The following is a 22,423-nucleotide window of genomic DNA, read 5'->3' as shown; positions in this document are numbered from 1 at the left end:
CGTTGACAGTCCCTCTTGAGGCGTTTGTTAGGTGCGGGACCATAAACTCAAAAGCTCGCCAAAATTGACGAGCCTCTGTGCTAGATTCTGCTTTTCAGTTCAGTATAAATATTCTCTAGAATATGAAATTCATCTTCCGTCCAACAACGAGCTATTGATACCCAGTAATCACCCGTTTCATCTGTACCTTTAAACTCTACTTTCAACTCATACTTTCTCATCGAAACCAAAGCCAAAATCAGAGCAATTATGAGCGCAAAAAAACCAAACTCAGGTACAAAAGCCCAAGTCGCTGCTGACAGTAAAATGGCGTATGTTGTCACTTTAACCACGTTATCTTTGAAGCCAAGACGCTTCAGTTCAATACTCTTGATTTTACTTAAGTGATAACTCTCTTTTTTCACTTTCAGCTCAGATGCTGTTACTTGAAAATCATTAGCCGTGTAGGGTTTACGAAACCGAATAGCATTTACTAGCAACTGTACTTTCTCGTTACTTTTTTCCACCTTTATTCTCCATGTTATTAAAGGTTGGCAAAAACTAATGTAATCATGGTGTTAAAGGTTATTTTCAAAACGACTTATACATAATCAAGGGAAATGCATCAACAAAAATAAAGCAAAACTGTGAATACTACACACCTAACGCCCGCCTAAGGGGCTGGCAACGCATTACCACAAAACTTAAACACAACAACCGTAACCACTTCGGCTCATTGGGACTGGAAACGCCGCGCGTTGGCAGTCCCTCTTGAGGCGTTTGTTAGGTGTCTTGGATTCATATACTAAGTGCAACACTAAAAAATAAAACGGTGAGCCGTCATAATCCCTATTTTTCCTCCCGCCAAGAAGTGAAAAAGAATGACTTATAAACAGCTCACCGAGGGTGAGAGATATACAATCGCTGCTTATAAAAAGCAAGGTCTAAGCTATACCCATATCGCCAAACTCACTGGGCGACATAAGAGTACGATTTCTCGCGAAATTGCTCGCAACCGTTGTGCTTACGATGGAGCATACCGCGCTTTCAAAGCCGACCAACGCACTCGGACAAGGCGCAGTAAATCTAGGCGCAATCAGCGTATTACTCAGCAGCAATATAACCAAGTCGTGCACTTTATTAAAAAAGACTGGAGTCCTGCTCAAGTGGTCGGAAGAATGAAACGATATAAACAGCCGACCATTAGCCATGAGTCCATTTACCAGTACATCTGGCGAGATAAAGCCAATGGAGGCACGCTTTGGAAGCACCTCCGACAATCAACCAAACAGCGGCGCAAGCGTTACGCTGCCTACGATAGTCGCGGAAGGCTCGCCAATAAACGACATATCTCAGAACGACCCAAAAGTGTCGAAACACGTAAAACGCGTGGACACTGGGAAATTGATACGGTTATGGGGAAAGGCTCTAAACACTGCATCGTGACACTCGTTGAGCGCATGACCGGCTACACCCTGATTGGGCAAATGGACGACCGAATAACCGCATCACTTAACCAGCGAACCATTCAGCTTATGAGTCGATTTGATGGCCTGTTTACCACCATTACCGCCGATAATGGCACTGAGTTTAACCAATATGAGCTTATTGAAGCCGCCACCGATACTCGATTTTATTTTGCTAACCCACACCACTCTTGGGAACGAGGAACCAATGAAAATACCAACGGCCTTATCCGACAATATCTCCACAAAGGCACCTCGATGGCGACACTTACTCAAGCAAAGTGCAACGCGATTGCCCACAAACTTAACAACAGACCCAGAGCTCGTCTTGGCTTTCAAACTCCGGAGGAATGTTTTGTTGGATATTATCGCTGATCGTTGCACTTCAAACTTGATACTAAGTTTATGCCATTAGACCTAATTTCCGCAGACGTGCCCCTATTCCACCAGTTTGACGTCCAAACATTGAACTCAGGTCCTGAATACTCAGATCTTGCTTATATGTTTCATATTAATACCTGTTCTTCTTAATACGTCCACTTTTTATACGCGTTTTAATGTTTTTTGTATGTCGTTAATAAGCAATATTTATTTCTATGTATAGTAAACTTGCCTTTATATTTTTAATTCATAAATTCGTCAGCTCGTTTAGCTTTAGCAGACGAAGAATTATTAAAAGCACAATAAAAACATTGCAATCGATAAATTAGCACTTTGGGAAATGTAGCCTATTAGTAATAACCATTAAAACATACCCAATAACCACTTGATTTATAAATATTATAAATTAGAGCGTGGATATAAATTTGTAAATAACTCTCATTAATAAGCCTTAAATATCATAGTCTGGATCGCATTCACCCGATTCGCAATAGGTATCGTTCAAAGAGCGTCTTCTGTCGCTATCATAGTGCTGCTCGCTGCCATCACTACAAACTTGGTAGTCTTTACCCAAAAAATAGCATTTATCATTGTATTTAGAGTTACAAGCAGCCCACGCTGCTTCTCTTGTTTTATAGCAACTGTTACAACCCACCAATGATAATATAGTGAACAATATAGCGATAAATTTCATATAAACCTCCGAATCGATTTATAGAATATAATACAGCGAAATTGAATTAAAAACCTAACGCCCGCCTAAGGGGCTGGCAACGCATTACCACTAAACTCAATCACAACAACCGTAACCACCGCGGCTCAATGGGACTGGAAACGCCACGCGTTGACAGTCCCTCTTGAGGCGTTTGTTAGTTTCGTAGCCTATTGTTTAGCAATAATTTTTTAAACACATGTTCTTGAAAGTTATTTTATGCAAATGCATCGAGCAAACACACGTCCAACGCCAAAAGCTGTGAAGTGAGCTGCCAAAACTCAAAGCGATCAAGGTTAAGTTGGTCGCGATAAAAATCCACGAAAAAGAAAACGCAGGTACAGCGATGATACCGCTTTTGTAAAACCAAACTTCCAGTGTTGGGCATCCAACAACGTTGAAGCATCGAGGCTTATTGGTTTTCAGCGACCTTGAAATTGCTGAACTTTTAACGCGTTCTACCAAAGCAGCATCAAGAAAAACTCAAAAGCCTAATTATGCAACTTGAACACTAAAGGCTGATTTTTCAGACCATTGAGCTTGAGCTTCTGATGATTTTTTCTAGATAGAAACTAACGCCCGCCTAAGGGGCTGGCAACGCATAACACTAAACTCAAACACAACAGCCGTAACCACCGCAGCCTATTGGGACTGGAAACGCCGCGCGTTGACAGTCCCTCTTGAGGCGTTTGTTAGCTCTCTGCTTAGCGAATAAGTTACTGAAATTGTTCACCATGATTTTCTAAAGTTGCGCTGCCACAAATAGCACAAACAACATATCTATCTGTTAATTCTAACGAAATGCCACCAGGTAAAGAGGCTGCCGAACTACTAAAAAATCCATCTAGAAATGCTTTGAACTGCTCTCTTTTGGACTTACCGTACTTTGATGGCTTTTGCTTCATCACTTCTTTATGTTCAGTGTTCTTCCCACACTTTTCACAAAACCTTGTGCTCATACTATCTCCTGAAATATCGCTAAAAAAATTTCAAATCCAGCTTAGTTTTTTGGACTCCACGATGAACTTTGAAAGAGAGCTAACGCCCGCCTAAGGGGCTGGCAACGCATTACCACTAAACTCAAACACAACAACCGAAACCACCGCGGCTCAATGGGACTGGAAACGCCGCGCGTTGACAGTCCCGCTTGAGGCGTTTGTTAACTGGCCAGTGCTTATGATTTTCACTGCACTTTTAACCAAAACAAAGAAGATTACTCTACTCTTCGTTTGGTGTTTTCACATCTCGGGCTGGTTTTCTGAGCATGAAAAATCCACAAGCTTCACGCGTTGCAGTCGTAGGTTGTTCCCAAGCACCACAAAGATCCTTGAGATTATTTTTAGCTCTTTCGAAATGACGGCATTGCCCACAACGAAACATTTGCAAACTCCTTTTGCTCAGATGCTTTTGGCATTTCCATTTTGCCAGTTAATGCCCGCCTAAGGGGCTGACAACGCATAACAACCAAACTCAAACACAACAACCGAAACCACCGCGGCTCAATGGGACTGGAAACGCCACGCGTTGACAGTCCCTCTTGAGGCGTTTGTTAGGCAATAATTTCCGTTACGACTTCCGTTTCCACCGAATTAGCAATGAAACAATTTTCATGCGCCAAATGATGCATCTTCTCAAGTTGCTGTAACGTGGGCTTGGGAGCGCCAGAAAAGATAACTTGAGGTCGCAGTACAACCTTAGTTACTGAGGTTTTACCTTTGCTATTCTTCCCTAAAATACCAATGGCATTGTCTGTATAACTTTCAACAAGATATCTTTGCTTTGCTGCAATAGATAGGAAGACCAACATATGACAGCTTGATAATGCCGCAACAAATGCCTCTTCCGGATCTACATGAGCTTCAACAGACAAGGGAAGTGGTACAACATGAGGCGATGCTGAAGCTAATATCTTTGAACCACCATCGAACTCCCAAATATGAGCACGACTGTACTGATTATCAGTGAAAGCTTCGGAATCTTTACGTTTCCAAGTCACGATTGCTGAATGTTCTGACATTGATTTCCTTCTGAAGCTCACGAAATATTGCCTAACGCCCGCTTAAGGGGCTGGCAACGCACTACCACTAAACTCAAACACGACAGCCATAACCACCGCGGCGCAGTGGGACTAGAAACGCCATGCGTTGACAGTCCCTCTTGAAGCGTTTGTTAGGTTTGTGCGCCGAAGCTCATGTAGTAGTAACTACCCAATTCATCATCCACCTGCGACACAATTTCAAAACCTTGTGACATATAAAAGCTGAGTGCTTTCTGGTTTTGAACCATGCACTTAAGGCTTAAGTTGCCATATTGCGTTTTTGCGCCGTTAAGTAGCGTACTTCCAATACCTTGACCCTGATATTCGGTTGCAATGTAGAGACGATGGATAAAATTGTCAGGTTCCCAAATGGAAATGAAGCCGGCAATATTACCTAAAACCTCAGACAACCAAATTCGTTCACCTTGGCTATCGCGATCGAAGTCTTCTAGCCGAAAACTATCCGACTTGAGCCATGGGAAACTATCTCGTCTAGAGTCCAAATAGAGCTTTCTCAACGATTCGAGATTACAGGCACTAAACTCTTTGATTTCCATGAACAACCTTAAACCTAACGCTTGCCATAAACGGCGAGCGTGTTTTGCGAGTCCAGCCCCCGAAGGGGGCGATGTTTGATGGCCTTGTTAGGTTTCAGTAGTTCAGCCAGCTCTCATCCCCTGTGAACGTATAGCCTAAGCTATCCCATTGACTTCCCACTCCCGACACATGGGGTGTAGTGGCATAGTGAATTTGGTCACTTAGTTAGAGGTGATATCATCACCTCATAAGTTAACAGGTGACATTATGACAAAACGTACAAGACGGCTATTTAGCGCAGAGTTTAAGTTAGAAGCAGCGCAGCTAGTCTTAGACCAAAATTACTCAGTGACGGAAGCAGCCCAAGCCATGAATGTGGGCAAGTCCACGATGGATAAATGGGTTCGCCAGCTTAGAGAAGAACGCCAAGGGAAAACACCTAAAGCTTCACCTATGACCCCTGAGCAAATAGAAATTCGGGAATTGAAAAAGAAGCTGGCTCGCCTTGAAGAGCATAATGAAATACTAAAAAAAGCCACGGCTCTCTTGATGTCGGACTCACTGAACAATTCTTGATAATCAAGAAACTCAAGCAGAGCCACAGCGTAAAAATATTATGCGAAGTCTTCAATGTTCATCGAAGTAGTTATCACTACTGGCTTAAACGCCCAGCGTTAATTAATGCGGAAACAATAAAACTGCGCAGCTTGATTAGCGAGGCTCACGCCGCAAGCAATGGCTCTGCGGGAGCGAGAACCATTGCAGATATAGTCACAAATCAGGGTGTAAAGCTGAGCCGATACCGAGCAACAAAGCTAATGAGAACTCTTGGTTTAGTAAGCTGCCAAGAACCAAAGCATCGTTACAGAAAGGCTTCACAAGAACATATTGACGTTCCAAATCACTTAAGTCGTCAATTTGCTGTTACGGCTCCAAATGAAGTCTGGGCTGGCGATGTTACGTATATTTGGACTGGTAATCGGTGGATGTATTTAGCGGTCGTTATCGATCTTTTTGCCCGCAAAGTGATCGGTTGGTCAATGTCTTTGTCGCCTGATAGTCGGTTGACAGGTAAAGCGCTGTCTATGGCCTATGAATCTCGCGGAAAGCCAAAAGGTGTCATGTTCCATAGCGATCAAGGCAGTCATTATACTAGCCGTAAATACCGTCAATTACTGTGGCGCTTTCAAATAAAACAGAGTTTATCTCGCCGAGGAAACTGTTGGGATAATGCGCCGATAGAGCGCTTCTTTAGAAGTCTGAAGACGGAATGGGTGCCAACTGTGGGTTATCGTAGCTTCGCTGAGGCTCAACAAGAGATCACCCGCTACATTATCGGATATTACTGCCAACTCAGGCCACATCAGTATAACGGTGGTCTAACTCCCAATGAATCAGAACGATTATATTGGGAAAACTCTAAAACCATGGCCAATTTTAGTTGACCACTACAGGGCCACTCAACTGAAAACATGTAGATGTAAGTAGGGAGAATAAAGTACTTTTCTTCTATGCAGTCTATAACTACAGTTTTTCGCTCAATGAGCTTTTCCATCCAGCTACAAACTAAAAACCTAGAATCAGATGAAAATGCAAACAGGCAACCCCAAACATAGCCTGGGAACTTTTTACCATTAATACTTAGGCTATGATAGGAGTCGCCATGAGGAGGCTCTCCAATATAGGTGAGTATCGCACTAATGGTACTGCTTGGAGAAAGAAGCTGATAATCTTCCATTCCAGCCCATTCGCATGTGCCATTGTTTGGCAACTTTATCACTTCCAAACACTACCTCCGTGTGAAACCTAACGCCCGCCTAAGGGGCTGACAACGCACAACAACTAAACTCAAACACAACAACCGAAACCACCGCGGCTCATTGGGACTGGAAACGCCGCGCGTTGACAGTCCCTCTTGAGGCGTTTGTTAGGTTTACGGCACCCATATAACCAAAGCGAATATTAAATTGCGGAAAATGAGTAATTAATACATAAGCATCATGCTAATTTATGTAAACACAATGCACATAAGGATATTAAGATGCAGAAATTACTTTTAGCATTAACAGCACTCACTTTCGGAAGCACAGCAGTTGCAAGCGATTCTACTTTACTCAATGTCTCATATGATCCTACTCGTGAGCTATACCAAGAGTATAATCAAGCATTTGCTACATATTGGGCAAGCCAAAAAAAGCAAAACATCAAGATAAATCAATCTCATGGAGGCTCTGGTAAACAGGCAATAACAGTTATTAATGGTATTGAATCTGATGTGGTAACTTTGGCGTTAGCTCAAGACATTGATGCAATCGCTAGTTCAGGAAAAATAGCAAAGGACTGGCAATCTCGGCTACCACATAATTCTGCTCCATATACATCCACTATTGTTTTTCTTGTCCGTAAAGGCAACCCAAAAAACATTCAAGATTGGGATGATTTAACTAGAGAAAATATTGAAGTCATCACACCAAATCCGAAAACTTCTGGAGGAGCTCGTTGGAATTACCTAGCAGCTTGGGGCTACGCACTGACAAAAAGTAACAACGACGAGTTCTATGCCCAGCAATTTGTAAAATCAATCTATAGCAATGTTAAAGTCCTAGATACTGGTGCTAGAGGCTCATCAAATACCTTTATTGAGCGAAAAATTGGTGATGTTCTTATCACATGGGAAAATGAAGCATTATTGGCTATTAATAAGATCGAAAATCACAATGTAGAAATAATAATTCCGAGCACGTCGATATTAGCAGAGCCAACAGTATCGATAGTAGATAAAGTCGTTGATAAAAAAGGAACTCGTGCTATAGCTGAAGCATATCTTGAGTATCTTTATTCTCCTGTAGGGCAGGCAATTGCAGCCAAGAACTTTTATAGACCTCGGGATAAAAACGTAGCCATTAAATATTCCGTGCAGTTTCCAGAGTTAGACTTATTTACCATAGATAAGTTTTCTGGATGGGATGAAGCCCATAAGAAACATTTTTCGCAAGGCGGAATATTCGATCAGTTAAGTAAAAGGTAGTTTAAAAATGAGGCAGAAATCTGAAATCTATAGCTTTCTGCTTCTGTCGACTTGAGTAAATCCTAACGCCCGCCTAAGGGGCTGACAACGCATTACAACCAAACTCAAACACAACAGCCGAAACCACCGCGGCTCAATGGGACTGGAAACGCCACGCGTTGACAGTCCCTCTTGAGGCGTTTGTTATGTTTGTCTCGCTAAGCATCATTGAACACTTTAAAAGCTATCAAACGCCGATCAGAAGAATAGAATCTAAAGTAATCATCTTTAGTATCCTGCTTACCAACAAATGCAATAGCTGCCCCTCTTGAGGCGTTTGTTATGTACGATGCTCCAACAACTGGAGCCAATCTTCATGACTTATCGCATTTTTCGAAATGTAAATACTACGTTTCTGCATAGTATCTTCAAAATATGAGACTTTTATGGTCGAACCTATTCCTAAGGGCAGAAAGTTATATAACAAAGTCACATCACAGGCTAAGCCTTTGAAAAATAGCTGCCCACCTAATATTTCTAGAGAACCTTGCCGAAACTTATTCCATAAAATAAGGATTCTAGCGGCTGCACCACAACACATTAACAATGTAACTAGTTGTATCCACTGATGAATACCACTTGAAAGCCAATATAAAACAAGCCACATAAGCACGATATAAGCGAGCTCTGTAGACACATACTTGTACATGCTCAATCTAATGTTGTTGTTCATTTTTCCACCTAGCACATAACGCCCGCTTAAGTGGTGAGCAACGCAATACGATGTTTCCGCATACCACCTAAATCACTAAACTTAACGCATGGTAAAAATGCCACGCGTTGCGAATCCGTCTTAAAGCGTTTGTTATGCATTTTTTGTGAAGTGCTGCTCTATATCGTAACCAACAGCTGTTCCTCTTTGATCAAACATATTAATAAACTTCTTGATTTCTTGCTTGCCGTTAGAGCCAAAAATCAAACTATTCAACGTGGCTCTGACGCCGAATTGATTTTTAAGAGTATTTACTGGATTAGCTTGTGTAACCATTTTAAAAATTCCCACACCCGCTTCCATAGATACTGGTTTGTTAGCAGAACCTAGCCCTATTTTTGAATTAACATACTCTGAAACAGAATCTAATTGTTTTCGATAGTTAGCAACTTCCTTCAGATTGTCTTCAGACAACGCATTTTGAAATAACTTTAACCACTCTCTCAATTTTTCAAAATCTTGTCTCATTTGGAGCGCGACCCCAATAAGCTGACTAGGCGAGGAAGATTCCTGAATAACGCGAATAGGAATAGCCGGCATATTAACAAATAATGAATACAGTGAATCTGTTCCATACACCTTTTTTGATACCTTCATCTGTTCATCGTTTAAAAACGAGGTAAGTTGATGTAAAGCATCACCCGCAGGTAACATAAAACCTGAATTAACAAAGAACCTCTTGCGTAGAGGATGCGGAGTATAACTTTTTTCATAAACAAAGCTTCGAGCACACATTCCGGCGCCACCCCACATTGTTGCTGATAAAAGTGGATGCTGGGGTCTTTTAGTTTCTTGCCAGCTCAATACATTTTCTTTGTGAGCTAACTTCAAAGACTCCGTTGAGCTCATATGTTCAATTATTCGGTTTCGTGGTTCAACTAACTTATGAGGCTCTTCTAAAAAAGGATAACTCCGAACTACACCTAAGTTTTTGGCAGCTAATATCGGGCTGCTTGTTTTTACCCATGCATGTTCAAATTTAGCCTCAACCAAGATCTCATCTCTTAAAACTACGTCAGTTAAAAAATCGAACAAAGCTTCCGTTTGAATTGATGGATAACTAACTGCTTTATAGCTATGTTCACCATTTGTTATAGCAATTTCATCCGCAGATGCGTTCTCCATACCATCCACAAACAAGCTAGATATATCTTGAAGAGACCAATTATCTGAAATTATACCTTGTGCCACTCTAAACACCTCTCTGAGAGACAAATTGAAGAAAATGCATAACGCCCGCCTAAGGGGCTGGCAACGCATAACACTAAACTCAAACACAACAACCGAAACCACCGCGGCTCAATGGGACTGGAAACGCCGCGCGTTGACAGTCCCTCTTGAGGCGTTTGTTATGTGCGTGCTATTTGTGAGCCTTGTTCAATTGCAATAAATCCCATTTGTTTCCATAAAGATCTTGGAACACAACCACTGTCCCATACTCTTCAACTCGTGGTTCTTCGTTGAAGACAACGCCATTGGCCTTCATTAACTCATAATCTCGCCAGAAGTTATTCGTTTGTAGAAACAGAAAAACACGACCTCCAGTCTGATTACCTACAAATTGAGCTTGTTCTTCGGTGCTTGCTTGAGCAAGAAGTAGGTTTGTTCCATTCGAGTTTCGCGGCGAAACTTGAACCCAACGTTTGCCACCACCCAAATCGGTATCTTCAACCAAACTGAACTGAAGCTTTTTTGTATAGAACTCAATGGCATCATCGTAGTTTTCTACGACAAGGGCGATATTGCCGATTTGCTGTTGAACGACTTTAGACATGCTGACTTCTCAATATTTCAAAAGTCGGATTCTACACTACTTCGAAATTTTTCGAGAAAGCACATAACGCCCGCCTAAGGGGCTGGCAACGCATAACACTAAACTCAAACACCACAACCGTAACCACTTCGGCTCAATGGGACTGGAAACGCCGCGCGTTGACAGTCCCTCTTGAGGCGTTTGTTAGCCTTATGAGGTCAAGTTTTCTGTCGAGACCACAGCAATCTTTACACCAAAGCTAGATATACTCGGCAATGTCGCATTGTGATGCGCTCGAATTTGTTCACCTGACAAATGCGATTTGTTTTGAGTTGTATGAGCATCTGATATTAGCTCCACTGAATAACCCAATCCAGCCGCTCGACGCACGGTTGTATCGACACAGAACTCCGTGGCGTAACCGCAAATGTAAAGATGTTCAATGCTGAGTTCATGCAGCAGCGACTCCAAGTTGGTGCGTAAAAATGAATCTGGCGTTGTTTTACGCACAAAATGATCAGCACTTTCAACGTGTAATGAAGACTGCAATTTCCAACCTTCACTACCATGTTCGATTGGTGTACCCGTTTGTTCATGCTGAATAAAGATGACAGAGATATCCTTTTGGCGTGCCCAATCTGTGATTGTATTGATACGGGTCAATACCTCATTTCTTTCAAACGGTTGAGGTGTTGGGTCGAACAAAATACTTTGCACATCAATCACAAGAACTGCTGATTTCATAAAGTTTCCTTTTAATAAGGCTAACGCCCGCCTAAGGGGCTGGCAATGCATTAACACTAAACTCAAACACAACAGCCGTAACCACCACGGCTCATTGGGACTGGAAACGCCACGCGTTGACAGTCCCTCTTGAGGCGTTTGTTATGTTTATTTTAAACCCACTATTTTTATTTCATGGATTTTTCCGTTTGGGTCTTCTACTAAGAGCTTTGAGTTTGTATTCAATAGTTCAACTATATCTTTTGTCAATGCCAAAGATTTACTAACGACACCGGCTTGTGTCCGTTCATTCAACACATCAAGAAGATATGCAGCATTATCGATATCTCTTTGCGTAAGATTCATACTTACTTTATTTAACTTAGATACACTCATCTTTTTTCCTTCGTTTCTCTAACGCCCGGCTAAGGGGCTGGCAACGCATATCACAAAACTAAAACACAACAACCGTAACCACTTCGGCTCAATGGGACTGGAAACGCCACGCGTTGACTGTCCCTCTTGAAGCGCTTGTTAGTTAGTCATAACTTAGTATCGCCCTTATTTAGGGCGATACTAAAAATTAATCCTTTCGCATAAACAAACCACTTAATACACCAAGGGCAAGTATTGTTGCTGAATTCAGTTCTGTTGGGATAGATTTATCTAGGACAGTAAGAACCGCATAGCTCAGTACCCCCATGAAACCAATCATTGACAATGTCACTATTGCAAAACGAAATAACAGAGGATCGTTTTTAGGGTGGTACTCATCTTTCACAACACGTGGAACTTCGCTTTTTTCGCTTGAGCCCCAATCTGTTTCATTTGAGTCTTTGCTTTCCATGTTCATTGCAGCATCTCATATCGGAGGGTTAACTAATTGACCAGACACTAGCACAACAAAGAGAAAATAGGAATACTGTGTATATACAATGTATTCTAAATTAAGAGTTAAATTCGTTTCAGTAAAACATAACGCCCGCCTAAGGGGCTGGCAACGCATAACACTAAACTCAATCACAACAACTGCAACCACCGCGGCTCAATGGGACTGGAAACGCCGCGCGTTGACAGTCCCTCTTGAGGCGTTTGTTAGTTTCGTAGCCCATTGTTTAACAATAACTTTTTAAACACATTTGCTTGAAAGTCATTTTACGCGAAAGCATCAAGCAAGCGCACGTCCAACGCCTAAAGCTGTGAGGTTGGCAGCCAAAACTTAAAACGATCAAGGTTAAGTTGACCACGGTTAAGAGTCCGCTACAAAGAAAGCCAGATCACAGCGATGATGCAGCCTTTTATGAAACCAAACTGACCGTGTTGAACAACCAAAAGCATTGAGGCATTGAGACTTGTTGGCTTTCAGCAACTTTGAAATAGCTGAACTTTCAACACTTTCTACCAAATCAGCATCAGGCAAAACTCAAAAGCCAAATAGTTCGACTTGAACGCTTAAAGCTGATTTTTCAGAGCGTTGAACCTGAGCTTTATGATTTTTCTAGATAGAAACTAAAGCCCGCCTAAGGGGCTGGCAACGCATTACCACCAAACTCAAACACAACAACCGAAACCACCGCGGCTCAATGGGACTGGAAACGCTACGCGTTGACAGTCCCTCTTGAGGCGTTTGTTAGTTTCATAGCCTATTGTTTAACAATGATTTTTTAAACACATTTGCTTGAAAGTCATTTTACGCAAAAGCATCACACAAACACACGTCCAACACCAAAAGCTGTGAAGTTGGCAGCCAAACCTCAAAACGATCAAGGTTAAGTTGGCCACGGTTAAGAGTCCGCGACAAAGAAAGCCAGATCACAGCGATGATTCAGCCTTTTACTGATCAAGTTGAACGTCCGACAGCATTGAAACATCAAAGCTTGTTGGTTATCAGCAATTTTGAAACCACTGAACTTTCAACGCTTTCTACCAGATCAACATCAGGAAAACCCAAAAGCCAAAATGTGCAGCTTGGACGATAAAGACTGAATTTTCAGAACCTTGTGCGTGAATCTTTGATGATTTTTCCTGAGAGAAACTAACGCCCGCCTAAGAGGCTGGCAACGCATAACACTAAACTCAAACACAACAACCGTAACCACCGCGGCTCAATGGGACTGGAAACGCCACGCGTTGACAGTCCCTCTTGAGGCGTTTGTTAGCCGTTTTTTTTTCAAACCTACTGTTTCGTAAGCATTAACCGACGCAAATCTCGCTCCGCACGCATAACAAAAAGAATACGAACCTTTGCATCATCATACTTGTAGAAAACACGACACGGATTTACAACGACTTCACGATAATTGAGGTGTTCTAGTTCTGGAGGAACGCGCCCAGACTCTGGAAAATCGGCCAAACGTTCAACTTTTGTAAAAACGGTTTGCACCAGTTGTTTAGCAGCCACGACATTTTCAAGCGCGATGTATTCAACAATATCATTCAGGTCGGATAGAGCCGGCTCCGTCCAAATTATTTCAACCATTTTGACATTCTGTCCTTAGCATCTTGATGGCTGACCACTTTACCATCCGCTAAAGCTCGCTCTCCGCGAGCAATACCTTCCAGGATCGCTAAACGATTTTGCATAAATTCATAGTCGTCTACATCAATAAGGTAAGCTGACGGTTTTCCGTGCTCAGTTATCAATACTGGCTCTTTCGTATCATGAAGATCGGCAAGAATCTTAGTGGCCTGACGTTTTAGTGACGTCACAAGTTCTACTTTCATTTGAGCTGCTCCAAAGAAATACTAAAGTGATACTATTCTATCACTCTAAGCATAGCAAGCTTTCAAACGGCTAACGCCCGCCTAAGGGGCTGGCAACGCATTACACTAAACTTAAACACAACAACCAAAACCACCGCGGCTCATTGGGACTGGAAACGCCGCGCGTTGACAGTCCCTCTTGAGGCGTTTGTTATAAAGCAGATTTCCACTAAACGTTAATTTTGCCTTTTAAATAAAGAACACCTTTACCTGAAATAACAATAGCTCTTTCTAAAACGCGGCACTTCAGTACACCACCTCTCTTGGAGGCTTGGTAGGCTAGTAAATCTACCTTACCTAGTTTGTCTGCCCAATAAGGAGCTAAGCCTGAATGTATAGAACCTGTAACTGGGTCTTCATCACCACCGTTTGCAGGCCAAAAATAACGCGATACGAAATCATAGTTGTCGGATTTAGCAGTTACTACAACATCTAAAGGTGCAAGCTGTTTCAATTGTTCAGAGATATAAGAAACGTCCAAAACTTCTTGCTCATTGGCAAAGACAGCAAAGTAGGCTTGCCTGTTTTTGAGAACCTCGATAGGTTCTTTAGATAACCCATTCAAAAGTTGGGTCGGAATTGTAGAAGCCACTTCTGGCTTCTGGTTGGGGAACACCATTTCAATTTCATTCTGTGCATTGAGAATTACATTTAAGTTGCCAACTTTTTGGGTTATGAACTCAATTTGGTTTTCAACACCGAGCTCATTAAACAATACATGGGCGGATGCTAAGGTTGCGTGACCACAAAAATCAATTTCAGTCAGGGGTGAAAACCAACGAATCTCGTATTGGTTAGCACCTACATTTTTAATGTAGGCAGTCTCTGACAGGTTGTTTTCAGCCGCTATATTTTGCATTAGTTCATCAGACAGCCAGTCTTCGACCGGAACTACTGCTGCTGAGTTACCTTTAAACTGTTGATCTGTAAATGCATCAACTACGAAAATATCCAATTCCAACTTATGAACTCCATTTGCTTTATAACGCCCGCCTAAGGGGCTGGCAACGTATTACCACTAAACTCAATCACAACAACCGTAACCACCGCGGCTCAATGGGACTGGAAACGCCACGCGTTGACAGTCCCTCTTGAGGCATTTGTTAGGGCAATAGCTTCAGATTATGAGGGACATTAGGGTTTTCCCCAAAAGCACCAAGAAAATATTTCCTCAAATCTATGGGTAATTTCTTTTGTTGTTTATATTGTAAAAACATATCATCATCGGCGATACAAAAGCTTAAACCACTTAAACCGTATCCACCTTCAAGCTGCGCTACTGGCAGATGTTCTAACATCTGATATTCAATAAGTAAGTTCTTAAACTCACCTTTATCAGAGACACCATCAAGACAATTAATAAATAACAATGCTAGCTCCATTGTAGACAATTGGGCTCTTAATATACTTGCATATTTTCTCTTTCGCTCTTGCGGTAACACTGAATCACTGTAACTATGGATCAGCTTCAGGGCTTGGTATAAATTCCTGAAATAATGTCCAAATATATGATTATGCTTTTCTTGTATTACTTTATATTTTTCTACTATTACATTAGGTTTTGCATTATTACTAGTTAAATAATTTAGTATAGCTTCGAATGACTCTCGCCCATAGAATTTCCCCTCCGAAGAGCCTACTGGAAAATTCCGCTCAAGATTAAACTTATAAGCTTTTGAAACATTTTTATTAGAACTGACAATTTTATCCATATCCAACTGAATAGAATCTGCAATCCTATTGTGTAGATTTATTATATTAAAAAATGTACCTTCTATAGCTTGCATTTCTAAAGCATCAGCTGTTTTTTCATACTCCTCTCTTGCTAATTTCAATTCTCGACGCTGAATGACTATTGTTACCACTAAACCAAAAAGCGTTAAAAATGTAAAAATTGGGTTTAATACACCACCTAAAAAATCACCAAAAACACCGCCTTTATCAGTAAAAAACATAAGTATTATATTTACAAGAAATGCCAAAACTCCGAACAGTATCGCACACAACAAAATAATAAATAATTTATAATTCAATGAATTTCTTGATAACTCATTATCCTCTTTGATGATTTCATCGAATTTTTTAAAGTAACACTCTATTAGCTGATACAATTTGGCTTTCATAATAAACTCTTAATTATCAAAATATTGCCCTAACGCCCGCCTAAGGGGCTGACAACGCATGACCACTAAACTCAAACACCACAACCGAAACCACCGCAGCTTATTGGGACTGGAAACGCCACGCGTTGACAGTCCCTCTTGAGGCGTTTGTTAGCTTCGTAGCCTATTGTTTCACAATGGCTTTTTAACACATTTGCTTGAACGTCATTTTACGCAAAAGCATCACACAAACGCACGTCCAACGCCAAAAGCTGTGAAGTTGGCTACCAAAACTCAAAACGATCAAGGTTAAGTTGGCCACGGTTAAGAGTCCGCGACAAAGAAAGCAATATCACAGCGATGATGCAGCCATTTGTGAAACCAAACTTTCCGTGTGGAACATCCAACAGCATTGAAGCATCGAGGTTTGATGGCTTTCAGCAACTTTGAAACTGCTGAACATTCAACACTTTCTACCAGATCAGCATCAGAAAAACTCGAAAGCCAAATTATGGAATTTGAACGCTAAAAGCTGATTTTTCACAACAAATGAGCTTAGATTTTGATGATTTCAGCCTTTAAGAAGCTAACGCCCGCCTAAGGGGCTGACAACGCATTACCACTAAACTCAATCACAACAGACGAAACCACCGCGGCTCAATGGGACTGGAAACGCCACGCGTTGACAGTCCCTCTTGAGGCGTTTGTTAGTTGCGTACTTCCCATTCGCTTCGAATCACACCATATTTCACTGAATCATAATAGATCCCTTGGTAATAACGAACTTTGCGCAGCCGTGCCTCTTGCTTCAAACCTAGCTTTGTCGCTAATGACATCATGCGATCATTTCCCGACCATGTTGTCATGCCCACCCGCTCTATTTCTTGTGTTTCGAACAGATACGAAATCCATTGAGATAATGCTATTGATGCGATCCCTTTTCCCCAATAACTTTCGTCATAAATGACAATACCAGTTTCAAGCCAACGGGTTTCCTCACATTCCCAATAACAACTCACCGTCCCAACGGGTAATTCATTATAAATGACTAACTGCATATCTGAACCAACCAATAACCGTTGGAAGGTTGAATCCGCAAAATCAGCCAAAGTCGGATGAGAATACGGAAAGTAAGGAGCATTAAATCGAGTCCATTCGTTATGCTCAGTCATCAGCTTAAACACACGCTCTAACTCATTTTCCTGTGCTGGCCTAACATCGACTGATAAGTCATGTTTCATAGTGATTTTTCCAAAGAGCAACTAACGCCCGCCTAAGGGGCTGGCAACGCATTAACACTAAACTCAAACACAACAACCGTAACCACCGCGGCTCAATGGGACTGGAAACGCCGCGCGTTGACAGTCCCTCTTGAGGCGTTTGTTAGGTTTGTGCGCTGAAGCTCATGTAGTAATAACCACCCAATTCATCATCCACTTGCGACACAATTTTAAAACCTTGCGACAAATAAAAGTTGAGTGCTTTTTGATTTTGAACCATGCACTTAAGGCTTAAGTTGCCATATTTCGCTTTTGCGCCGTTAAGCAGCATCGAGCCCACACCTTGCCCCTGATATTCGGTTGCAACATAGAAATGATGAATAAAATTGTCAGGTTCCCAAATGGAAATGAAGCCGGCAACATTCCCTAAAACCTCAGACAACCAAATTCGTTCACCTTGACTATCGCGGTCGAAGTCTTCTATCCGAAAACTACCCGCCTTGAGCCATGGGAAACTATCCCGTCTAGAGTCCAAGTAGAGCTTTCTCAACGATTCGAGATTACAGGCACTAAACTCTTTGATTTCCATGAAGAACCTTAAACCTAACGCCCGCCTAAGGGGCTGACAACGCATTACCACAAAACTCAAACACAACAACTGTAACCACCGCGGCTCAATGGGACTGGAAACGCCGCGCGTTGACAGTCCCTCTTGAGGCGCTTGTTAGCATAATAGCATGTGATAGTTAATTCTAGTTTTTGTATATATATCCAAATGCTCTTTTTGAATACGTAACAAATCTTGCGACGAACTATAGGGAATATATTTCCAAGGCTCATTCGACAGATAATCCATGTAATGATCATGTCGACTACCGACATATTCTCTATATTTATCATAAAATGAGCTTGGTAACTTGTGGTAAAACACCTCTCCACTAACAAGTCTAACTTGGATGCAACAATGAGGCATTTTTATTGGTGAAGCTAAAACCCCGTCATTATCATACGGAAGAAAATATGAATACTGAGAACTTAACGTGGACATATCAACAGAAAAAGTTCTAGATGTGTTGTTAGGATATAGCTTCATGTTTTCCTTGCCATCTTCTTCACTTTTAAAGAAATCACGAACTAAATCACTCCAACGACTACTGTAGACATCTTTTAATATGAATCCACGCCTAATACATAAATTTACCGACTCCATCTCCGCATATAAGTGCGATCGATTTAGAAGAATCAATTTATACTCTCCATCTAAATCATCTCTTATTCGAATTAATAATCGTGTCCTTCTTGATGTCATAGACAAATAAAGTGAAACAACTACAGCAAGAAATGTAGCAATACCTGCAAACCAAGTACCGATCATTGACCAATAAGATATTTCTAAATCTGACATTTTCCCTCAAGTGTAAATTATTATGCTAACGCCCGCCTAAGGGGCTGACAACGCATAACACTAAACTCAAACACAACAACTGCAACCACCGCGGCTCAATGGGACTGGAAACGCCGCGCGTTGACAGTCCCTCTTGAGGCGTTTGTTAGTTTCGTAGCCTATTGTTTAACAATGACTTTTTAAACTCATTTGCTTGAAAGTCATTTTACGCAAAAGCATCACGCAAACACACGTCCAACGCCAAAAGCTGTGACGTTGGCTGCCAAAACGTTAAGAGTCCGCGACAAAGAAAGCCAGATAACAGCGATGATTCAGCCTTTTATGAAACCAAACTGATCAAGTTGAACGTCCGACAACATTGAAGCATCAAAGCTTGTTGGTTATCAGCGATTTTGAAACCGCTCAACTTTCAACGCGTTCTACCAAATCAGCATCAGGAAAAACCCCAAAGCCAAATTGTGCAGCTTGAACGATAAAGGCTGAATTTTCAGAACCTTGTGCGTAAATTTTTGGTGATTTTCCTGAGAGAAACTAACGCCCGCCTAAGGGGCTGGCAACGCATAACACTAAACTCAAACACACCAACCGTAACCACTGCGGCTCAATGGGACTGGAAACGCTACGCGTTGACAGTCCCTCTTGAGGCGTTTGTTATACGTGGACTTTGTACGTTAAGTCTGCGACTTCATCACCAGTGATGCCTCTGAAACCCCAACAATGAGCAGGTTGTTCTTTGATCGTGATTTCAATATCAATTGGTGAAATGCCTAATCGAGATTCAATGTTACTAAAAAGTGCCTTGATTAAAGCCTTTTTCGTTTCTACTTTGCGACCTTCCATCATGTTAACTTCAATAACCGTGTAAGCGTCAGAGCGGCCACTAGGATAATAGAAATCTCTCTTATCAAGTGGAATGAACCTGTGGGCACGCTTGTCTTCGGGCAGATCTAAAACCTGAGTCATGGACTGCTGAATAACATCGGATAATTCAGCTTTTATGGGATTCAAGTACTCTTTTATTCCATATATGACAATCACAATTCTTCCTTAAAACGTATAACGCCCGCCTAAGGGGCTGACAACGCATAACACAAAACTCAAACACACCAACCGTAACCACCGCAGCTCAATGGGACTGGAAACGCCACGCGTTGACAGTCCCTCTTGAGGCGTTTGTTAACTGGCCAGTGCTTATGATTTTCACTGCACTTTTAACCAACACAAAGAAGATTACTCTACTCTTCGTTTGGTGTTTTCACATCTCGGGCTGGTTTTCTGAGCATGAAAAATCCACAAGCTTCACGCGTTGCAGTCGTAGGTTGTTCCCAAGCACCACAAAGATCCTTGAGATTATTTTTAGCTTTTTCGAAATGACGGCATTGCCCACAACGAAACATTTGCAAACTCCTTTTGCTCAGATGCTTTTGACATTTCCATTTTGCCAGTTAACGCCCGCCTAAGGGGCTGGCAACGCAAACCACTAAACTCAACCACAACAACCGAAACCACCGCGGCTCATTGGGACTGGAAACGCCGCGCGTTGACAGTCCCTCTTGAGGCGTTTGTTAGTTTCGTAGCCCATTGTTTAACAATGACTTTTTTAACACATTTGTTTGAAGATCATTTTACGCAAATGCATCAAACAAACACACGTCCAACACCAAAAGCTGTGAAGTTGGCTGCCAAAACTCAAAACGATCAAGGTTAAGTTGGCCACGGTTAAGAGTCCGCGACAAAGAAAACCAGATCACAGCGATGATGCTGCCTTTTGTGAAACCAAACTGGCCGTGTTGAACATCCGACAACATTGAAGCTTCAAGACTTGTTGGTTTTCAGCAACTTTGAACTAGCTGAGCTTTCAACACTTTCTACCAAATCAGCATCAGGCAAAACTCAAAAGCCAAATTGTGCGACTTGAACGCTTAAGGCTGATTTTTTAGGGTATTGAATCTGAGCTTTTTATGATTTTTTCTAGATAGAAACTAACGCCCGCCTAAGGGGCTGGCAACGCATTACCACTAAACTCAAACACAACAACCGAAACCACCGCGGCTCATTGGGACTGGAAACGCCGCGCGTTGACAGTCCCTCTTGAGGCGTTTGTTATGCGCAACTCACCGTAACTTCATAATTACGTTCAACATTAACGGAAACTTTACCCCACGTAGACGATTTAACTCTTAGCTGATGCCTATCAAAAGCAGTTTGATCTCTAAACTCTTCATAAACATCGAATCGACATGGGTTTTCTTCGTTTTGCGTGACTTCAACAATCAGACAACCATCCTCTAATCTCGTCAAACGAATATGATTTTCTAGCTCGCTGATAACCGCTGTTAGTTCTGCTTGTGGAACAATAATATAGCCTTTTAGAATTACCTTGCTCAATTTCTATCCTTTTAAATTTTGCAGATATAGCTGATTTTTCATGATAGGCGCATAACGCCCGCCTAAGGGGCTGACAACACATTACCACCAAACTTAAACACAACAACTGCAACCACCGCGGCTCAATGGGACTGGAAACGCCGCGCGTTGACAGTCCCTCTTGAGGCGTTTGTTATGCGCGTGCTTCAGACCAAACAGCAAATTCATTACCACTTGGCTCTGCAAAATGAAAACGACAACCACCAGGAAACTCAAAGATAGGACGGATGATATGACCGCCATTTTTCACGACTTTTTCTAAAGTGGCTTCAATGTCTGAACTGTAGAAAATTAACAGTGCGCCACCATTTTCAGTCTTACTAGAAAACTCAGCCTTGAAAAAACCACCGTCTAAGCCTTCATTTGAGAAAGCTGTATATTCAGCTCCATAGTCAACAAAACTCCAGCCAAAAGTCTTTGAAAAGAACGCTTTCGTTGACTCTAAGTTGTTCGCTGCAAACTCCACATAATTAAGCTTTTCATGCTGGTTCATTGTTAACTCCTGTCAATTTTCCAATTAGCGCATAACGCCCGCCTAAGGGGCTGACAACGCATTCCACTAAACTCAAACACAACAACCGAAACCATCGCGGCTCATTGGGACTGGAAACGCCACGCGTTGACAGTCCCTCTTGAGGCATTTGTTATGCAGTTGGTTGCTATAAATGCTGCTATTTTACGGTAAAACCAAACTATCGCTTGGTAGCCACGGCCTTTATTGAGACAATCCTCACCGTTATTTCTACATCAACGGACAACTATGAAACTCTTAGTTCGCAACCTTGCTCGCACCACAACTGAGCACGACATTCGTAAACTCTTTTCTGAACACGGCTCTGTTACCGAATGCACTCTCGTTTTAGATCAAGAAACAGGCCTATCGAAAGGCTTTGCTTTCGTCGAAATGCCAGAGGCTTCAGAAGCAAAAACTGCAATTGCAGCACTGAATATGGCAAACGTTGCCAAAAGTAAGATTCGAGTCAAAGCAGCTCAATAAAGCAAATTCTAAAGCCAGCTGAAAATGCTGGTTTTTTATTGCCCAAAAAACTGCATAACGCCCGCCTAAGGGGCTGGTAACGCATGCCACTAAACTCAAACACAACAACTGCAACCACCGTGGCTCAATGGGACTGGAGAC

Annotated in this window: 29 protein-coding genes and 3 pseudogenes; 4 read left to right on the top strand and 28 right to left on the bottom strand. The window is 41.9% G+C overall.

From position 1 onward, the window contains the following. Window positions 1-80: 80 nt before the first annotated feature. Window positions 81-506: a hypothetical protein gene (locus EPB59_RS13870; RefSeq protein ID WP_071178894.1), complete on the bottom strand. Its 426-nt coding sequence runs from the start codon at window positions 504-506 to the stop codon at window positions 81-83. A 354-nt stretch (window positions 507-860) separates the two neighbouring features. On the opposite strand from EPB59_RS13870, the gene EPB59_RS13865 reads away from it, so the two are divergent. Next, window positions 861-1,820 (top strand): IS30 family transposase, encoded by a 960-nt coding sequence (locus tag EPB59_RS13865; RefSeq protein ID WP_154173286.1) that lies wholly within the window; start codon window positions 861-863, stop codon window positions 1,818-1,820. 457 nt (window positions 1,821-2,277) lie between these two features. On the opposite strand, the gene EPB59_RS13860 is transcribed toward EPB59_RS13865, so the two are convergent. The 5 genes from EPB59_RS13860 to EPB59_RS13830 all read right to left on the bottom strand — a co-directional run bounded on the left by EPB59_RS13860 (window position 2,278) and on the right by EPB59_RS13830 (window position 5,133). Continuing rightward, on the bottom strand, window positions 2,278-2,520 hold the full coding sequence (locus EPB59_RS13860) for a hypothetical protein (RefSeq protein ID WP_154173323.1): 243 nt from the start codon (window positions 2,518-2,520) through the stop codon (window positions 2,278-2,280). Window positions 2,521-2,755: 235 nt separating this feature from the next. Continuing rightward, a complete protein-coding gene (locus EPB59_RS13850) occupies window positions 2,756-2,926 on the bottom strand; it encodes a DUF645 family protein (RefSeq protein ID WP_407029447.1) in 171 nt (56 codons plus the stop codon). 328 nt (window positions 2,927-3,254) lie between these two features. Then, window positions 3,255-3,497, bottom strand: coding sequence for a hypothetical protein (locus tag EPB59_RS13845; protein ID WP_154173321.1), 243 nt, complete (start codon window positions 3,495-3,497; stop codon window positions 3,255-3,257). Between the two features lie 590 nt (window positions 3,498-4,087). Further along, window positions 4,088-4,555, bottom strand: a complete 468-nt coding sequence (locus EPB59_RS13835) for an OsmC family protein (RefSeq protein ID WP_001289286.1) — start codon at window positions 4,553-4,555, stop codon at window positions 4,088-4,090. 152 nt (window positions 4,556-4,707) lie between these two features. Further along, window positions 4,708-5,133, bottom strand: coding sequence for a GNAT family N-acetyltransferase (locus tag EPB59_RS13830; protein ID WP_022578789.1), 426 nt, complete (start codon window positions 5,131-5,133; stop codon window positions 4,708-4,710). A gap of 247 nt (window positions 5,134-5,380) precedes the next feature. Here EPB59_RS13830 and EPB59_RS13825 point away from each other — a divergent pair. Together EPB59_RS13825 and EPB59_RS13820 are read left to right on the top strand one after the other, a co-directional pair. Next, window positions 5,381-6,558, top strand: a protein-coding gene (locus EPB59_RS13825) for an IS3-like element ISVch4 family transposase (RefSeq protein ID WP_154172801.1) whose coding sequence is annotated in 2 segments (ribosomal slippage) — window positions 5,381-5,639 and window positions 5,639-6,558 — 1,179 coding nt in all. Because the reading frame shifts where the segments join, the coding sequence is not laid out codon by codon here. A 596-nt stretch (window positions 6,559-7,154) separates the two neighbouring features. Beyond that, window positions 7,155-8,141 carry a sulfate ABC transporter substrate-binding protein gene (locus tag EPB59_RS13820; protein ID WP_001170901.1) on the top strand — a complete coding sequence of 329 codons (987 nt, stop codon included), beginning with the start codon at window positions 7,155-7,157 and terminating at the stop codon, window positions 8,139-8,141. 319 nt (window positions 8,142-8,460) lie between these two features. Here EPB59_RS13820 and EPB59_RS18660 read toward each other — a convergent pair whose 3' ends face one another. The 22 genes and pseudogenes from EPB59_RS18660 to EPB59_RS13690 form a co-directional block, all read right to left on the bottom strand. Beyond that, window positions 8,461-8,853, bottom strand: coding sequence for a hypothetical protein (locus EPB59_RS18660; protein ID WP_241666247.1), 393 nt, complete (start codon window positions 8,851-8,853; stop codon window positions 8,461-8,463). Window positions 8,854-8,985: 132 nt separating this feature from the next. After that, window positions 8,986-10,083 carry a hypothetical protein gene (locus tag EPB59_RS13805; protein WP_154173317.1) on the bottom strand — a complete coding sequence of 366 codons (1,098 nt, stop codon included), beginning with the start codon at window positions 10,081-10,083 and terminating at the stop codon, window positions 8,986-8,988. Between the two features lie 169 nt (window positions 10,084-10,252). Beyond that, complete coding sequence (locus EPB59_RS13800) at window positions 10,253-10,666, bottom strand: VOC family protein (protein ID WP_154173315.1); 414 nt, start codon at window positions 10,664-10,666, stop codon at window positions 10,253-10,255. A 189-nt stretch (window positions 10,667-10,855) separates the two neighbouring features. Beyond that, complete coding sequence (locus EPB59_RS13790; RefSeq protein WP_154173313.1) at window positions 10,856-11,389, bottom strand: cysteine hydrolase family protein; 534 nt, start codon at window positions 11,387-11,389, stop codon at window positions 10,856-10,858. A gap of 147 nt (window positions 11,390-11,536) precedes the next feature. After that, window positions 11,537-11,764, bottom strand: a complete 228-nt coding sequence (locus EPB59_RS18465) for a hypothetical protein (protein ID WP_195707152.1) — start codon at window positions 11,762-11,764, stop codon at window positions 11,537-11,539. 187 nt (window positions 11,765-11,951) lie between these two features. Beyond that, entirely contained in the window at window positions 11,952-12,221 is a 270-nt protein-coding gene (locus EPB59_RS13785; RefSeq protein ID WP_154173311.1) for a hypothetical protein, read from the bottom strand. Between the two features lie 338 nt (window positions 12,222-12,559). Then, window positions 12,560-12,706, bottom strand: a pseudogene (locus EPB59_RS13780) (DUF645 family protein). 352 nt (window positions 12,707-13,058) lie between these two features. Continuing rightward, complete coding sequence (locus tag EPB59_RS13775) at window positions 13,059-13,193, bottom strand: DUF645 family protein (protein ID WP_084981390.1); 135 nt, start codon at window positions 13,191-13,193, stop codon at window positions 13,059-13,061. 351 nt (window positions 13,194-13,544) lie between these two features. After that, entirely contained in the window at window positions 13,545-13,847 is a 303-nt protein-coding gene (locus EPB59_RS13765; protein WP_095484351.1) for a type II toxin-antitoxin system RelE/ParE family toxin, read from the bottom strand. Continuing rightward, window positions 13,835-14,092, bottom strand: coding sequence for a type II toxin-antitoxin system Phd/YefM family antitoxin (locus EPB59_RS13760; protein ID WP_000861987.1), 258 nt, complete (start codon window positions 14,090-14,092; stop codon window positions 13,835-13,837). Before EPB59_RS13760 ends, EPB59_RS13765 begins: the two co-directional genes overlap by 13 nt. A gap of 208 nt (window positions 14,093-14,300) precedes the next feature. Beyond that, window positions 14,301-15,092, bottom strand: coding sequence for a PhzF family phenazine biosynthesis protein (locus EPB59_RS13755; RefSeq protein WP_172858851.1), 792 nt, complete (start codon window positions 15,090-15,092; stop codon window positions 14,301-14,303). A 142-nt stretch (window positions 15,093-15,234) separates the two neighbouring features. Next, entirely contained in the window at window positions 15,235-16,254 is a 1,020-nt protein-coding gene (locus EPB59_RS13750; protein WP_138040483.1) for a putative phage abortive infection protein, read from the bottom strand. Window positions 16,255-16,438: 184 nt separating this feature from the next. Further along, entirely contained in the window at window positions 16,439-16,555 is a 117-nt protein-coding gene (locus tag EPB59_RS18645; protein ID WP_241666246.1) for a Tfp pilus assembly protein, read from the bottom strand. Next, window positions 16,521-16,646 (bottom strand): annotated as a pseudogene (locus EPB59_RS18640) (DUF645 family protein); the annotation flags it as partial. The pseudogene EPB59_RS18640 and the gene EPB59_RS18645, both read right to left, overlap by 35 nt. A gap of 294 nt (window positions 16,647-16,940) precedes the next feature. Then, on the bottom strand, window positions 16,941-17,474 hold the full coding sequence (locus EPB59_RS13735) for a GNAT family N-acetyltransferase (RefSeq protein WP_002053700.1): 534 nt from the start codon (window positions 17,472-17,474) through the stop codon (window positions 16,941-16,943). Window positions 17,475-17,616: 142 nt separating this feature from the next. Next, window positions 17,617-18,042, bottom strand: coding sequence for a GNAT family N-acetyltransferase (locus tag EPB59_RS13730; protein ID WP_154173306.1), 426 nt, complete (start codon window positions 18,040-18,042; stop codon window positions 17,617-17,619). Between the two features lie 135 nt (window positions 18,043-18,177). Further along, window positions 18,178-18,858, bottom strand: a complete 681-nt coding sequence (locus EPB59_RS13725; protein WP_154173304.1) for a hypothetical protein — start codon at window positions 18,856-18,858, stop codon at window positions 18,178-18,180. A gap of 205 nt (window positions 18,859-19,063) precedes the next feature. Continuing rightward, window positions 19,064-19,217, bottom strand: a pseudogene (locus EPB59_RS19050) (DUF645 family protein). Window positions 19,218-19,509: 292 nt separating this feature from the next. Then, the gene (locus EPB59_RS13715; RefSeq protein ID WP_000635642.1) at window positions 19,510-19,896 is read right to left on the bottom strand and encodes a tautomerase family protein; all 387 of its coding nucleotides are present in this window, start codon (window positions 19,894-19,896) and stop codon (window positions 19,510-19,512) included. A 587-nt stretch (window positions 19,897-20,483) separates the two neighbouring features. After that, complete coding sequence (locus EPB59_RS13700; protein ID WP_000947618.1) at window positions 20,484-20,666, bottom strand: DUF645 family protein; 183 nt, start codon at window positions 20,664-20,666, stop codon at window positions 20,484-20,486. Between the two features lie 295 nt (window positions 20,667-20,961). Further along, window positions 20,962-21,246, bottom strand: coding sequence for a putative quinol monooxygenase (locus EPB59_RS13695; protein WP_154173302.1), 285 nt, complete (start codon window positions 21,244-21,246; stop codon window positions 20,962-20,964). Between the two features lie 172 nt (window positions 21,247-21,418). Then, window positions 21,419-21,778 (bottom strand): VOC family protein, encoded by a 360-nt coding sequence (locus EPB59_RS13690; RefSeq protein WP_154173300.1) that lies wholly within the window; start codon window positions 21,776-21,778, stop codon window positions 21,419-21,421. Between the two features lie 267 nt (window positions 21,779-22,045). Between EPB59_RS13690 and EPB59_RS13680 the strand changes: the two genes are divergently transcribed. Further along, on the top strand, window positions 22,046-22,282 hold the full coding sequence (locus tag EPB59_RS13680; protein WP_000772130.1) for an RNA recognition motif domain-containing protein: 237 nt from the start codon (window positions 22,046-22,048) through the stop codon (window positions 22,280-22,282). Window positions 22,283-22,423 lie beyond the last annotated feature (141 nt).

Source organism: Vibrio metoecus (genome assembly GCF_009665255.1).
Classification (GTDB): domain Bacteria; phylum Pseudomonadota; class Gammaproteobacteria; order Enterobacterales; family Vibrionaceae; genus Vibrio; species Vibrio metoecus_B.
The sequence above is the reverse complement of the archived record's forward strand: the minus strand, read 5'-3'. Positions and strand labels throughout refer to the sequence as shown.

Excerpts from the sequence above, each read along its gene's own strand:
- EPB59_RS13865 (WP_154173286.1), top strand. The coding sequence starts at position 861 with ATGACTTATAAACAGCTCACCGAGGGTGAGAGATATACAATCGCTGCT.
- EPB59_RS13860 (WP_154173323.1), bottom strand. The coding sequence starts at position 2,520 with ATGAAATTTATCGCTATATTGTTCACTATATTATCATTGGTGGGTTGT.
- EPB59_RS13850 (WP_407029447.1), bottom strand. The coding sequence starts at position 2,926 with ATGCCCAACACTGGAAGTTTGGTTTTACAAAAGCGGTATCATCGCTGT.
- EPB59_RS13845 (WP_154173321.1), bottom strand. The coding sequence starts at position 3,497 with ATGAGCACAAGGTTTTGTGAAAAGTGTGGGAAGAACACTGAACATAAA.
- EPB59_RS13835 (WP_001289286.1), bottom strand. The coding sequence starts at position 4,555 with ATGTCAGAACATTCAGCAATCGTGACTTGGAAACGTAAAGATTCCGAA.
- EPB59_RS13830 (WP_022578789.1), bottom strand. The coding sequence starts at position 5,133 with ATGGAAATCAAAGAGTTTAGTGCCTGTAATCTCGAATCGTTGAGAAAG.
- EPB59_RS13820 (WP_001170901.1), top strand. The coding sequence starts at position 7,155 with ATGCAGAAATTACTTTTAGCATTAACAGCACTCACTTTCGGAAGCACA.
- EPB59_RS18660 (WP_241666247.1), bottom strand. The coding sequence starts at position 8,853 with ATGAACAACAACATTAGATTGAGCATGTACAAGTATGTGTCTACAGAG.
- EPB59_RS13800 (WP_154173315.1), bottom strand. The coding sequence starts at position 10,666 with ATGTCTAAAGTCGTTCAACAGCAAATCGGCAATATCGCCCTTGTCGTA.
- EPB59_RS13790 (WP_154173313.1), bottom strand. The coding sequence starts at position 11,389 with ATGAAATCAGCAGTTCTTGTGATTGATGTGCAAAGTATTTTGTTCGAC.
- EPB59_RS18465 (WP_195707152.1), bottom strand. The coding sequence starts at position 11,764 with ATGAGTGTATCTAAGTTAAATAAAGTAAGTATGAATCTTACGCAAAGA.
- EPB59_RS13785 (WP_154173311.1), bottom strand. The coding sequence starts at position 12,221 with ATGAACATGGAAAGCAAAGACTCAAATGAAACAGATTGGGGCTCAAGC.
- EPB59_RS13765 (WP_095484351.1), bottom strand. The coding sequence starts at position 13,847 with ATGGTTGAAATAATTTGGACGGAGCCGGCTCTATCCGACCTGAATGAT.
- EPB59_RS13760 (WP_000861987.1), bottom strand. The coding sequence starts at position 14,092 with ATGAAAGTAGAACTTGTGACGTCACTAAAACGTCAGGCCACTAAGATT.
- EPB59_RS13750 (WP_138040483.1), bottom strand. The coding sequence starts at position 16,254 with ATGAAAGCCAAATTGTATCAGCTAATAGAGTGTTACTTTAAAAAATTC.
- EPB59_RS13735 (WP_002053700.1), bottom strand. The coding sequence starts at position 17,474 with ATGAAACATGACTTATCAGTCGATGTTAGGCCAGCACAGGAAAATGAG.
- EPB59_RS13730 (WP_154173306.1), bottom strand. The coding sequence starts at position 18,042 with ATGGAAATCAAAGAGTTTAGTGCCTGTAATCTCGAATCGTTGAGAAAG.
- EPB59_RS13725 (WP_154173304.1), bottom strand. The coding sequence starts at position 18,858 with ATGTCAGATTTAGAAATATCTTATTGGTCAATGATCGGTACTTGGTTT.
- EPB59_RS13700 (WP_000947618.1), bottom strand. The coding sequence starts at position 20,666 with ATGTTGTCGGATGTTCAACACGGCCAGTTTGGTTTCACAAAAGGCAGC.
- EPB59_RS13690 (WP_154173300.1), bottom strand. The coding sequence starts at position 21,778 with ATGAACCAGCATGAAAAGCTTAATTATGTGGAGTTTGCAGCGAACAAC.
- EPB59_RS13680 (WP_000772130.1), top strand. The coding sequence starts at position 22,046 with ATGAAACTCTTAGTTCGCAACCTTGCTCGCACCACAACTGAGCACGAC.